Consider the following 12286-nt stretch of genomic DNA (forward strand, 5'->3'; position numbering starts at 1 on the left):
CACTATACTCAATCAGAGGGAATATCCATGCACTTCGAAAACAAAGTAGCTTTGGTGACAGGCGGCTCTTCAGGTATCGGCCTTGGCATCGCCACGCATCTCGCCCAGTTGGGTGCCCACGTCATCATCACCGGTCGCGACCCTGCGAAGCTGGCGCAAGCAGCTCAAAGTATTGGACCAAACGTCTCTTCTGTCGTTCTGGACGTCACGAATGTCGCGGAAATCGACGCGCTCTACGAAACTGTGCGGCGCGATCATGGTCGCCTCGATATTCTCGTGGCCAATGCAGGTAGCGGGCAGATCATTCCTCTTGGATCACTCACCGAAGAGTATGTCGACAGGACGTTCGATACCAACGTCAAGGGTGTCATTTTCACGGTGCAGTCGGCACTCCCGCTGATGACTTCCGGCGGCTCGATCGTGATCGTGGGCTCCACCTCGTCGATCAATCCCGCGCCTGGTCTAAGCGTCTACGGTGCATCGAAAGCCGCAGTGCGCACTCTTGTTCGAGCCTGGATCCAAGACATTAAAGGCTCCGGCGTTCGTATCAACGTGGTCAGTCCTGGCCCGGTTCACACGGAAAGCCTTGAGAACTTCTTCCCGCCAGAGCAGGCTGAAGCGGCTTTCGAATATATGAAGGGGCAGAGCATGGTCGGCCGGATCGGCACGCCGAAAGACATTGCGCATGCAGTCGCCTACCTCGCAAGCGACGAGGCGGCCTACACCAACGGCATAGAGTTATTCGTAGACGGCGGCGCCTCTCAAGTGTGACCGCATGGGCCAAGCCTTTTGCTATCGCCTCGATCTGCAGATGGATCAGCAGATCGGTGGCCCGTTCCTGAAGTGGCGATAGAAAGCTGACACGCTTATGTCTGCCAACGCTCTATCCGAATCGTGCAATTACCAGGGCTGGCGGCCGTTGCTTCCGAAGAAGCCACCGGTGGGGCCGTCATCGCCTATTAATGACATCCTAATCGCAGTCACTGCGCCTTCATCCGGCGTGAGCGCACCGACGTTGCCATTGAGGTCGGTCTGGACATTGCCGGGCTCGACCACGTTGACCTTGATGCCGAGCGGCTCAAGTTCCTTCGCGAATGCAACCGTGACGGCGCTCAACGCGACCTTCGACGTCGTGTAGTCCATGAAATTGACGCTAGAGTAAATGGACGTCGGATCGGTGATCAGGGCGAGCGAACCCACTCCGCTGCCCATCATGACGATCCGCGCTCCACCCGCCGCCTTGAGTAGCGGAAGGAACTTTTGCGTGACCCGGATCGGACCGTAGAGGTTCACCTCGAAAGTGGCCTTGATGTCCTCCATCCGGGCCTCGCTCGGCGGCAGTTTCGGGTCGATGATGATGCCCGCATTGTTCACGAGAACGTGCAGGGCGCTGGCTTCAAGCGCGACTGTATCCGCCGCGCGGTGAACGCTGCTTTCGTCGGCAACGTCAATATCGAGGAACCGGACGTCTAGTCCCTCATCGAGAAGGGTTTTGACCGCCGCTTCTCCACGGGTGCGGTCGCGCGCCCCCATCCAGACCGACATGCCTGCCTGCGCGAGCCCCCTGGCGATGGCTAAGCCGATGCCTTTGTTGGCACCGGTGACCAGGGCTTGCCGCTTTCCAGACATCACTTGGCCGCCTGTTCGACCGGGACGGCGACGTGGCGGCTGATGTCACCGAACAGGCGCGGGTCGACTTCGCGCGAAGCGTAACGCCATGCGCCGTCGTGATGCTCGAACGTGTCAACATACCGGCCAGTCACGATCGGCTGCAGCGGAAAGCCGGGAAGTTCCTGGTGGACAGTGAAATAGCTGACCGTGCTGACGCTCGTGGCGCTCTTGATATCGATAAGAACGTTCGAGACGGAGTGCCAGGTCCGCGGGGTGTCGTCCACATGATACTGGAGATTCGTGCGGAGAAAATTCGCGATGTCGTCGCGACCTGTGACATAGGTATCGATGACCTTGAACTGGGCGTGCGCGAGCAGCTCGGCGTTCGCGTCGACCTTCCCGATATCCAGGTTGTGGACATAGGCGGCGAGCAGGCGGCGAACCTCGCTCTCTATCACTAGGCGGTCGAGAGCAGTAAGCGTGGTTTCGGGAGTGGTCATAGTCTTCCTTCACAGAGTTAAAGAGATTACGTATATAGCGTGGTTGTCCTCAAGAGGCTGAAGAGTCAACGCTCGGATGGCTGCTGACAGACGACCTCAACATTGACGCCATCGGGATCCAGGACATAGGCGGCGTAGTAGTGGTCGTGATAGTGGGTGCGAATGCCCGGTGCGCCGTTATCCTCCCCACCCGCTGCCAGCGCGGCGCGATAAAACGCATCGACAATGGACCATTTTGCTGCGGCGAAGGCGATATGGAGGCCTTCGCCCGGTAGTTCGTTGTCGTGTATCCATAGCCTTGGGTAGCCCTCCATCCCAAAACCGTGCCGTGTGCCGCCGCTGCGTGTGCGGTCTGGCCCTACGGTGATGATGCGGGTGAACCCCAGCGGGGCAAGCGCCTGTTCGTAGAAGCATCGCGATACTTCCGCATCACGTACGGCGAACTCGACATGGTCAAGAATACTCATGCGTTTTTGCTCTCATCAGGTGTGTGAAGAAAGGTCTCGAAGGCCTGGCCAGACAGTTCGGCTACGGCAAGCAGGCGAGCCCTGGAGCGGCCAGCGCGCGCGCCTGCTGAGAGACCTTGCAGTGTCGTCACGACGTAATCGGCTAGTTGTTGTGCCTGGTGCGGCTGACTTCTCTTGATGTAGCCCTCGATAAAGTCCGCCGCTGCATCGCCATAGGCGTTCGCCAGTTGGCGGGCCTGAGGATCATCGGCGCGCATGCCTTCAGCCACCATGCAGCCACGCTTGGCTTTCGACTTGGTGTAGAGCCGGACGGCTTGCCGCAGTAAATCATCGATTGCTGCTGATAAGGGCCGGTCGGGCGTCAGGATCTTGTCGGCCGGCAGGTTGGCTTCTGCCACGTAGATCGCCAGGCAGCGTTCGTACAGCCCCGCCTTGTTGCCATAGGCGGCGTAGAGGCTAGGCGGGTTGATGCCCAGTGCACGGGTGAGCTCGGCAACTCCTACCGCGTCGTAGCCGCGTTCGTGAAATAGATCTTTTGCAACGGCAACGCCCGCCTCTCTGTCGAAGGGGCGTCGAGGTGAGCGTTCTGCCACACGTTCGCCAGTACCTGTATTGGATGGTTTGCTTTTCATGTTGACGATACCGATTGACTCTTTGGTTTGTAGTGGTCACTATAGCATTGCTTTAGTGACTACTACAAACTGAAAGGTGATACTGTGAAACAAGATATGAACCGTAACGTTGCTGTTGTGACCGGTGGCAGTAGTGGTATCGGGTTTGCCATCGCCAAGCGCTTGATCGATGACGGAGCCGATGTCGTGATAACGGGAAGGCGGCAGGCGGTATTGGATGAGGCCGTACACAGGCTGGGCAGCAGCGCTACGGGGATAGTGGCTGATGTCGCCAGTGCTGCGAGCTTGGCGTCTTTCTATGAGTCTGTGAAAAACCGCTTCGGACGTATCGATACCCTGGTGGCCAATGCCGGTGGCGGTAGTCATGCACCGCTTGGGCAAATCACGGAGCAACAGATCAACCAGCAGTTCTCAACCAACGTTAAAGGCGTGGTGCTGACCGTCCAGGGAGCGATGGGATTAATGGGCTCCGGTGCCAGCATCGTGATCGTTGGTTCCTCGTCCTCAATAGACCCAGGGCCAACCATGAGCATTTACGGTGGCACCAAGGCAGCCGTGCGCAACATGGTGCGCAGTTGGGTGGCGGAACTGAAGGGAACGGGTATTCGCATCAATATCCTGAGCCCTGGGCCCACCAACACGGCTTCATTGCGCGAGGCATTCGGCGAGCACGCTGAGGAAGGCATGGCGTTTCTGACAGCCAAAAGCCCGCTGGGGCGTATCGGTGAACCCGAGGAGATTGCCTCGGTCGCGGCCTTTCTGGCCAGCGATGCCGCCAGCTATGTCAACGGGGTGGAGTTGTTTGCTGATGGTGGCGCTTCACAGACATAGTGAGGCACCAGCACCGTCGGATAGAGCCATACAGTTCCTTGCTATCCTTATCTGCCATTGACTGATCTATGAGCCGAATATAAACCATAATCGGCTCAAGATATGATTTGAATAACTGAGGTGGTAAGGGAATTTGTTGATGCTGGTTAAGCAACTACCGAAGGCTTTTCGGTAGTTCATCAAGAAATAGGCGTCAGACCCGCCGTTGCCGTAACACCATCACCCCCGCCATTAAGATCATGCCCATACCCAGCCACGTCATGGCATCGGGCACTTCGCTGAATAGCAGGTAGCCCCAAAGGCTGGCAAAGATGAGGTAGGCGTAATCAAAGGTGCCGATCAACGCCGATGGGGCAATTTGATAAGCCCTTGCCACCCCGGTATTCACAATGATCAGCAGTAGGGCGTAGGCGCCCACGATCAATAACGCTTTGGCGTCTAGCGGTTGCCAACCGGCGAACAGGAATGGCGCGCGTTCAGCGAGTGTTTCTGTGCTGTTGATTGCTACCAGCACACTGAAGAGAGTGCCTGCTGCCAGGAAGGCTAGATTCAATCCCAGGGTGAGAAGTAAGGGGTGCTCCCGTTGGCAGTGGTGGCGAGTGACCAGCATGGCTAGCGCATAAAAGAGGGCGGCAAGCACGGGTAGAAGTGTGGCAGGTGTGAAGGTGTCGCCGCCAGGGCGCAACACTACCACCACGCCCAGGAAACCGCAGAGGATGCCCAGCCAGGCCTGGCGTGAAAGATGCTCGCCTGCACCAAAAGCAGCTAGCACGGCAATAAACAGCGGTGTGGTGTAAATGGCGACCGCTGCCACTGAGAGCGGAATCAGCGGCAGTGCTGCGTAGTAGGCGATCCACATCAGCAACAGAAGCAGGCTTCTTATCGCCACCCAGCGGCGTGATTTTACCCTGGGGCGAGGGCCTGGATGGCCAATGATCAATCCAAACAGTATCGGCAGCGATAGTGTTGAGGCGATGACATAGAGTTGCCATAGCGACATACTGGCACTCAGATACTTAACCAGAGCGTCGGTCAACGCCAGGAAAAAGACAGCCCCCACGATAAGGCTTATGCCCTGTAGGATATTATCTTGTGGTTCAGCGGTGGCCTTCATTGCAGCATTCCAAGTATGAATTCCGCTCTAGAATGCCGCTGCCTTTAGCAGTGCTTCAAACGACTTCTGCGTCACCATGCATGAGCTCAGATTATGGATAACTTCATCAAGTCTCTTCCACCGCTGGCTTCGCTGCGCCCCTTTGAGGCAGCCGCCAGGCTCGAAAGCTTTTCGCGTGCGGCGGATGAGCTCCACCTGACCCAGGCGGCGATCAGCCGACAGATCCGTGCGCTGGAGGAAGACCTTGGCGTAATGCTTTTCGAGCGCCGTCATCGCCGTGTGTTTCTTACCCGTGAAGGGCGTGAGTTTGGCCGTACGGTCTCCCAGGCGCTGGAAAGTATTGCTACGGGGGCTCAGGCGCTGCGCGGCGACCCAAATGATAAGCGCGTCGTGTTGTTCTGCCAGTTATGTGAAGCGTTCTATTGGCTGATGCCAAAGCTGGCTGACTTCAATCGTCGCTATCCTGACATTGAGATACAACTGGCGACGTCGACACGCCCGATTACCGAATTTAGTGGTAGCTTCGACATTGCGCTGCAAACCAACGGAAGGCCTAGCGGGAGCCATCGATTGGTGTTTACCGCCGAGGACGAGATATTTCCGGTCTGCAGCCCAGCGTACCTGAAAGGGGTCACTACGCCGTTGAGTCTCAACGCGTTGCTGAACCAGCGGCTACTGCACCACCATGCTGACCCGGCGGATTGGTTGGAGTGGGATGACTGGTTGCGTGCCATGGGGCACTTTGAACTCTCAGCAGCGGAGAGTGCTGTTTTCGATAGTTATCCGCTGCTACTGCAAGCGGCTGTCGCGGGGCACGGTATCGCCTTGGGATGGCAGCGCACGACGCAACGCTTAATTGAAAGTGGCGAACTGATCCGCCCGGTGGCCGAGAGCTTGCCCCAGCACGATGCCATCGCTCTATACACACGCCAAGGCGCACCTCAACGCGCAGGCAGCGAAGCGTTATTGGGTTGGCTGCGTGAGGTGTTGGGTGATGAGCAGACTGCTGAAACGGCAGGCTAGGCGCTAGATGAAGTGGCTGAACTGCGTATTGTATTGAAGGTAAGCGCTGATCCTTGCTTTCATTTCCGTATGCCCGCTTCACACATAAAACGAAAGGACAGTCCAAGTGACTGCCCTCTCCTGCTTGATGGCGCTCGAGGTGGCCATCGACCGTGGCTGTTTTTCACGGCTGGCGAGAGTTTCCCTTCTTTACTGACAGGCCTCCGCGACGGCATCGCCATCGGTAGAGACAGTAGGCCGCGTTCTCACGCCGACGAGCACCAGGGCGGCAGCGGCCAGCAACAGCGTGCCGGCGGTTGCAAACACGCCCAGCACGCCGCTGATATCGAACATCACGCCACCGATGGCGGCCCCCAGGGCGATTGCCAGTTGTATCGAAGCGACGATGAGACCACCGCCGCTTTCGGCTTCGTCCGGCACGACACGGGTGATCCAGGTCGACCAGGCGACTGGCACGGCGCCGAAGGCTAAGCCCCACAGCGCCACCATGACGATATCGGTGCCCATCGAGAAACCGCCCAGTGTGGCCAGCAACCAGCCCAGCACCCCCATGATCAGCGGCATCAGCAGCAGCGTCAGGCGCAGGCTACGCTCCAGCAGGTAACCCGCGGCCAGCGTGCCTACGAAGTTAGCGACTCCGAACGCCAGCAGGGTCGAGGAGAGCTCGTTGATACCCATCCGGGATATGCCTTCGAGAAACGGCCGTACATAGGTAAAGAAGGCGAAATGGCCGCAGAACACAAGCAGAAGGGCGACGATGCCGGCCGCCATGCCCGGCCGCTTGATGACGCTCACCAGCGTGCCGAGCGGCGTCGGGCGTCCGGGTGCCATCCGCGGCAGAGTGAAGTACTGCAGCACCAGCGTCAGCACCGAGAGTGCCGTCGTCAGCAGAAAAACATTGCGCCAGCCGATCATGTCGCCGAGATAGCTGCCCAACGCTGCGGCGCTGATGGTGGCAATGGGCACGCCAGCGAACAGCAACGACAGCGCGCGCGGCACGTCATGTTCCGACACCAGCCGCATGACTGTGGCGACAGATAGCGCCCAGAACCCGCCCAGCGCTACCCCGAGTAGTACCCGCCCGACCAGCAACCAGGCTAGATGCGGCGCGAATGCGACGATCAGGTTAGCGGCGATCATCAGCACGGAGAACGCCAGCAGCACGTGGCGACGGTCGAGTCGCTGTGTGACGGAGGTCACCAGTAAGCCGGCAAGCAGCGCCACCACCGCGGTGACCGTGACAGCCTGTCCGGCCTGCCCTGCGCTGATCATCAGCGAATCTGCCATCGGCGTCAGCAGGCTGGCCGGCAGAAATTCAGCCATCACTAGGCTGAACACGCCCATCGTCAGTGAAAACACGGCGGTCCAGCGCGATGGGGTCTGCGACTCGTGTGGCGAGTGTTGAGATTCGTATGCCGTCATTTCGATACTTCCGATTAAGACTTGGGATGACGCGTAGGTTAAAGTATTACCTCAAGACCCTCTATCACTATGAGTGCGGTATGTTTGATAAAACGTCCGAAAATTTCGCCACTGTCGGCCCTGAGAACAGCTCCAGCGAATGGATCAACGAATTGATGCTTGGCATGCGCTTGTCCGGGTTGAGCTATCGGCATGTCCAGGTAGCGCCACCTTTTGGCATTCTTTTCGATACCGACGCCAACTGTGCGCAGTTTCACTTTATTGCCCGGGGGGCCGTCATCCTGCGGCTCGGCGGTGAGGAACAGGTTCTGGAGACCGGCGATGCCATACTCCTGCCTCGCGGCGGCCAGCACTGCCTGCTTTCTTCGCCCGAGGTGATGAGTCGCGACATCGAACAGATCGACTCACTGCCGGTGTGTGATAACTTCAGTTGCGTCAACGAGTGCCCGGACACTGCTGATGTCGCTCCATCGGTGCGTCTATTCAGCGGCTGCATGCAGTTCGATCTCGGTGGTATGCAACCGCTGGTCTCGATGATGCCTGACGTCATGCATGTGGGGACGCTGCTGTCGCGCTATCCGGAGGTATTGCCGATGCTGGAAGCGATGGCGCGTGAAGCGAGTCTTAAACGGGCCGGTTCTGCTGGCATTCTCTCCCGGTTGGCAGATGTGGTAGCCGCCAGCATCGTGCGAGGCTGGGTTGAGTGTGGCTGCGGTGATATCGGTGGCTGGGTCGAGGCGCTGCGCGATCCGCGTCTGGGCAAAGTCATCGCCGCCGTCCACCGCGAGCCCGGGCGTGACTGGACCGTGGCCACCATGGCAGCAGAGGCGGGCAGCTCGCGCTCGGTGTTCGCCGAACGCTTCCGCAGCTCACTGGGTATCTCGCCGCTCGGCTATGTCACCCAACTGCGTATGCGCTTGGCCACGCGATGGATTGCCGAGCGGCAGCTATCCATTGATCAGATCGCCTGGCGCCTGGGCTACGGCTCTCAGGCCGCCTTTAGTCGCGCTTTCAAGCGGTCGACTGGGCAGACACCGGGAAGGTTGAAACACGGCCAAGCACCCGGTTCAAGCGTGGCACGCCTAGGCCAGTAGTAGTTTTGGCGGGTGATCGTGGTGTCGCTCGACGGTCCATCAGCTCAACAGTTTGGTGGAGGATAAAGAAATGTTGGCAGAAAATTTGAGAAACTGGGCTCAGCAAGAACGTCAGGAAGGCGAAAAGCTGGGTATTGAGAAAACAGCTCGTAATCTGCTCAAGCTGGGGGTGCTTAGTGACGAGCAAATTGCTGAAGTGACCGGCTTGGCGTTAGAGGATGTGGTTAAGTTGCGTATTGAAGGTAAGTGCTGATCGATTGCCTTCTGACCTAAGCGGCAGCCCTTGAACCTGCTCAATCTTGCCGATCCCGGTCATATCGCTCCATGGCAGGGAAAGGCGGCAGCCAATGTTCGCGGCGAATGTTCCAAAGCTCATACGTCGGTTTTAGTTGATTCGGAGCATCAAGAGCACCAAGGTGTATTTCGATTTCTTCCTCGCTTACCGAAAAAACCGACGAACCGCATGTCGAACAGAAGTAACGCCCCTGATAACTCTGCGGCTCACCTTCGATAATGACAGCTTGCTTGGGATAATCAGCAGCCGCATAGAAAAGCGCCCCATGATGCTTGCGACAATCCATACAGTGGCAAATACCTACCCGAAGCGGCTCGCCATTGGCCACGATTCTGATCTTACCGCAGAGACAGCCGCCTGTTAGTTGCACCATTGCCAATCTCCAGAAAATTCATACCTTCTGAATTCAAAGTAGGTGGCACTTTCGGTTTTGTCTTGCCGCCATCTCGTTGGTATTTAATGGCCGTCAATTTAATGGCCGTAAACTGACATAAATCGAGAATGACAGGCTTTAACACATAAGTTAATCAAGTGATCCTTTACAGGGTCGAGAATCTCTACTTGGATTAAGGAGGACGGCGCTTCATTTTATAAAGGCATTTTGTAAAGGCATTGTTAGTGGGTTTGCCAAGCGCTCTTGATAGCAATAAACCACGATCAACGGAGGTATCTGGTTTGGCTACCGATAACGCATCTCGAAGTGTGGGCGGTTGGTTTCTGCTCGTGTTCGCCATCATTCTGGTCATCCTCGGCCTGATTCTTGCCGCTGGCGGGATCTGGCTGGTGACGCTGGGAGGCTCTTGGTATTACCTCATTGCCGGTCTGGGGCTGATCATTTCGGGTGGCTTAATGGCCAGGGATTCGCTCACGGGAGTCTGGGTCTATTTCTTGGTGCTGTTCGGCACGCTAATTTGGGCCTTGTGGGAGGTGGGCTTTTCGCCATGGGAGCTGTTGCCCCGGGTATTCGGTTACATCGTCCTGGGTGTCATCGTCTTGGCGCTCCTGCCTACTCTCAAACGCCGCCAAGCGACTATATAAGGAGCGCTGCCATGTTCACGTCACTGCGAGTGCTGGCTTATGTCGTCAGCCTGTCACTGGCGACGCATGCCGTTGCCCAGAATGCCGAGGGTGAAACCGAAGCCCCTGAGGAGCCCACCTCAAGCGAGGCCCAGACACCGACCTTCTCGACGACGCCGCAGCCCAGCGATGACCCAGCGCCCGGCGATTGGGCCGCCTGGGGGCGAGAGAGCGGCGCCTCACGTCATTCGCCGCTGGATGAAATCACGCCCGACAATGTCAGCCAGTTGGAGGTTGCCTGGACCTATCGCACTGGCGATATGCCGGAAGAAGGGGAGGGCAAATACGCGCCCGAAACTACACCGCTCAAGGTTGGCGACAATCTGTATCTCTGCTCGGCCATGAACGTCATGGTCTCCCTTGATGCACGGACCGGCGAGGAGCAGTGGCGCCATGATCCCCAGGTCGATCCAGGTGCCATTCCCTATAGCGCCAGCTGCCGCGGCGTGACCTATTACGAAGTTCCTGATGCCGCCGATGACCAGCTCTGCGCAACCCGCATTATTGAGGGGACGTTGGACGCCCGATTGATTGCCGTCGATGCGCAAACGGGCGAGCTGTGCCAGGAGTTTGGTGACGGCGGTACGGTAGATCTATGGGCAGGCATCGGCGAGAAGGTGCCCGGTTGGTACTCCGTCACCGCGCCACCGGTCGTCGTCCAGGGCGTCCTGGTGACCGGTGCCCAGGTCAAGGACGGACAAGCGGAGGATGCGCCATCTGGCGTGATTCGCGGCTACGATGCCGTTACCGGTGAACTGGAGTGGGCCTGGGACATGGGCAAGCCCAATCTGGACGGGCTGCCACCCGAGGGCGAGACCTATACCCGAGGCACTCCCAACATGTGGACCACTGCTTCCTCCGATGAGGAGTTGGGTTACGTCTACCTGCCGATGGGCAACTCCTCGGTCGATTACTGGGGCGGGAACCGCAGCGAGGAGGAAAATGAATTCTCGACCTCGCTCGTCGCCATCGACGTCAACACCGGCGAACCGGTCTGGCACTTCCAGACCGTCCATTACGATGTCTGGGATTATGATCTTGGTTCGCAACCGACCCTGGTCGATTTCCCACGAGATGACGGCAGCACGGTGCCGGCGATCATTCTGCCCTCCAAACAGGGCGATATTTACGTTCTCAACCGTGAAACCGGCGAATCGCTATTTCCCGTGGAAGAGGTCGAGACGCCCACTGGCGGTGTTGAGCCAGATAACCTCTCGCCCACACAACCTAGTTCAGGTTATCACTCCCTCGCTTTCCCGAACCTAGAAGAGAAGGATATGTGGGGGATGACGCCCATTGACCAGTTGTGGTGTCGTATTCAATTCCGCCGAGCCTCCTATAAAGGCATGTACACGCCGCCGACCGTGGGTCAGCGCTTCATTCAGTACCCCGGATACAATGGCGGCAACGACTGGGGCAGTACAGCGGTGGACGCCGAGCGTGGCATCATCATTGCCAATTACAATGACATTCCCAACTTCAACCGTCTCATCCCCCGTGAAGAAGCCGAGGAACGTAATCTTCGACCCATCTATGCAGGAGGTGACAACACCGATAGCGAGTCGGATGGGCCCGCCGAAGGGGCCGGCGATCCACAAGTAGGTGCGCCTTATGCGATCGACGTCAATGCCGGCTGGCGAGCGCCGGTTACCGGCATGCCCTGTACCGCGCCTCCTTATGGCGGCATTCGCGCCATCGATCTCGCGAGCGGTGAAACGCTCTGGGATGAGCCATTGGGCACGGCACGCAAGAATGGCCCCTTCGGGATACCTTCATATATGCCTTTCAAGATCGGCACACCCAACAACGGTGGCCCTCTGCTGACAGCCAGCGGTCTGATATTCATCGCTGCCGCCACCGATGATCTGATTCGCGCCATCGACACGGAAACCGGTGAGGTGCTTTGGAACGATGTACTGCCGGCCGGTGGGCAGGCCAACCCCATAACCTATGAGGCGAATGGTCGCCAATATGTAGTCATCGGGGCCGGCGGGCATCACTTCATGGAAACACCGATAGGCGATTATGTAATCGCCTATGCGCTACCGGAAAACGGGAACTAAGATCGCTGTCTTGGCTGAGCCAGTATTCGACTGGCTCAGCTACCAGCCTGTGAGGATGAATATGGGAAGGGCTGACAAGAAATACAAGCGTCCTAACAAGCCCTCTGAATGCCCATGAGCCGAATATAAACCTTAATCGGCTCATAAAATGATCCGA

14 protein-coding genes are annotated in these 12286 nt (G+C 57.9%); 7 read left to right on the plus strand and 7 right to left on the minus strand.

Annotated features, from left to right (window positions below):
- Nucleotides 1–27 precede the first annotated feature (27 nt).
- Nucleotides 28–771: an SDR family NAD(P)-dependent oxidoreductase gene (locus V8L70_RS11205; protein ID WP_008957854.1), complete on the plus strand. Its 744-nt coding sequence runs from the start codon at nucleotides 28–30 to the stop codon at nucleotides 769–771.
- Nucleotides 772–900: 129 nt separating this feature from the next.
- Here the strand turns inward: V8L70_RS11205 and V8L70_RS11210 are convergent, their stop codons facing one another.
- The 4 genes from V8L70_RS11210 to V8L70_RS11225 form a co-directional block, all read right to left on the minus strand.
- A complete protein-coding gene (locus V8L70_RS11210) occupies nucleotides 901–1629 on the minus strand; it encodes an SDR family NAD(P)-dependent oxidoreductase (RefSeq protein ID WP_101147952.1) in 729 nt (242 codons plus the stop codon).
- Nucleotides 1629–2111, minus strand: a complete 483-nt coding sequence (locus tag V8L70_RS11215) for a nuclear transport factor 2 family protein (protein ID WP_101147953.1) — start codon at nucleotides 2109–2111, stop codon at nucleotides 1629–1631. The genes V8L70_RS11210 and V8L70_RS11215 overlap by 1 nt, the downstream gene beginning before the upstream one ends.
- Before the next feature lie 65 nt (nucleotides 2112–2176).
- Entirely contained in the window at nucleotides 2177–2578 is a 402-nt protein-coding gene (locus V8L70_RS11220) for a VOC family protein (protein WP_008957851.1), read from the minus strand.
- Nucleotides 2575–3210 (minus strand): TetR/AcrR family transcriptional regulator, encoded by a 636-nt coding sequence (locus V8L70_RS11225; protein ID WP_008957850.1) that lies wholly within the window; start codon nucleotides 3208–3210, stop codon nucleotides 2575–2577. The genes V8L70_RS11220 and V8L70_RS11225 overlap by 4 nt, the downstream gene beginning before the upstream one ends.
- Nucleotides 3211–3294: 84 nt before the next feature.
- Between V8L70_RS11225 and V8L70_RS11230 the strand changes: the two genes are divergently transcribed.
- Nucleotides 3295–4041: an SDR family NAD(P)-dependent oxidoreductase gene (locus tag V8L70_RS11230; RefSeq protein WP_198556153.1), complete on the plus strand. Its 747-nt coding sequence runs from the start codon at nucleotides 3295–3297 to the stop codon at nucleotides 4039–4041.
- 193 nt (nucleotides 4042–4234) lie between these two features.
- Here the strand turns inward: V8L70_RS11230 and V8L70_RS11235 are convergent, their stop codons facing one another.
- The gene (locus tag V8L70_RS11235) at nucleotides 4235–5155 is read right to left on the minus strand and encodes a DMT family transporter (RefSeq protein ID WP_101147954.1); all 921 of its coding nucleotides are present in this window, start codon (nucleotides 5153–5155) and stop codon (nucleotides 4235–4237) included.
- 93 nt (nucleotides 5156–5248) lie between these two features.
- Here V8L70_RS11235 and V8L70_RS11240 point away from each other — a divergent pair, with 93 nt between their 5' ends.
- Complete coding sequence (locus V8L70_RS11240) at nucleotides 5249–6178, plus strand: LysR substrate-binding domain-containing protein (RefSeq protein WP_101147955.1); 930 nt, start codon at nucleotides 5249–5251, stop codon at nucleotides 6176–6178.
- A 189-nt stretch (nucleotides 6179–6367) separates the two neighbouring features.
- Here the strand turns inward: V8L70_RS11240 and V8L70_RS11245 are convergent, their stop codons facing one another.
- Complete coding sequence (locus tag V8L70_RS11245; RefSeq protein WP_101147956.1) at nucleotides 6368–7600, minus strand: MFS transporter; 1233 nt, start codon at nucleotides 7598–7600, stop codon at nucleotides 6368–6370.
- An 80-nt stretch (nucleotides 7601–7680) separates the two neighbouring features.
- On the opposite strand from V8L70_RS11245, the gene V8L70_RS11250 reads away from it, so the two are divergent.
- Nucleotides 7681–8694, plus strand: coding sequence for an AraC family transcriptional regulator (locus tag V8L70_RS11250; RefSeq protein WP_101147957.1), 1014 nt, complete (start codon nucleotides 7681–7683; stop codon nucleotides 8692–8694).
- A gap of 70 nt (nucleotides 8695–8764) precedes the next feature.
- The gene (locus V8L70_RS11255) at nucleotides 8765–8947 is read left to right on the plus strand and encodes a hypothetical protein (protein ID WP_101147958.1); all 183 of its coding nucleotides are present in this window, start codon (nucleotides 8765–8767) and stop codon (nucleotides 8945–8947) included.
- A gap of 40 nt (nucleotides 8948–8987) precedes the next feature.
- On the opposite strand, the gene V8L70_RS11260 is transcribed toward V8L70_RS11255, so the two are convergent.
- Complete coding sequence (locus V8L70_RS11260; protein WP_101147959.1) at nucleotides 8988–9362, minus strand: GFA family protein; 375 nt, start codon at nucleotides 9360–9362, stop codon at nucleotides 8988–8990.
- 302 nt (nucleotides 9363–9664) lie between these two features.
- Here V8L70_RS11260 and V8L70_RS11265 point away from each other — a divergent pair, with 302 nt between their 5' ends.
- On the plus strand, nucleotides 9665–10027 hold the full coding sequence (locus tag V8L70_RS11265; protein WP_101147960.1) for a glucose dehydrogenase: 363 nt from the start codon (nucleotides 9665–9667) through the stop codon (nucleotides 10025–10027).
- A gap of 11 nt (nucleotides 10028–10038) precedes the next feature.
- Entirely contained in the window at nucleotides 10039–12129 is a 2091-nt protein-coding gene (locus V8L70_RS11270; RefSeq protein WP_101147961.1) for a pyrroloquinoline quinone-dependent dehydrogenase, read from the plus strand.
- Nucleotides 12130–12286 lie beyond the last annotated feature (157 nt).

Source organism: Vreelandella arctica (assembly GCF_037070215.1).
GTDB lineage: Bacteria > Pseudomonadota > Gammaproteobacteria > Pseudomonadales > Halomonadaceae > Vreelandella > Vreelandella arctica.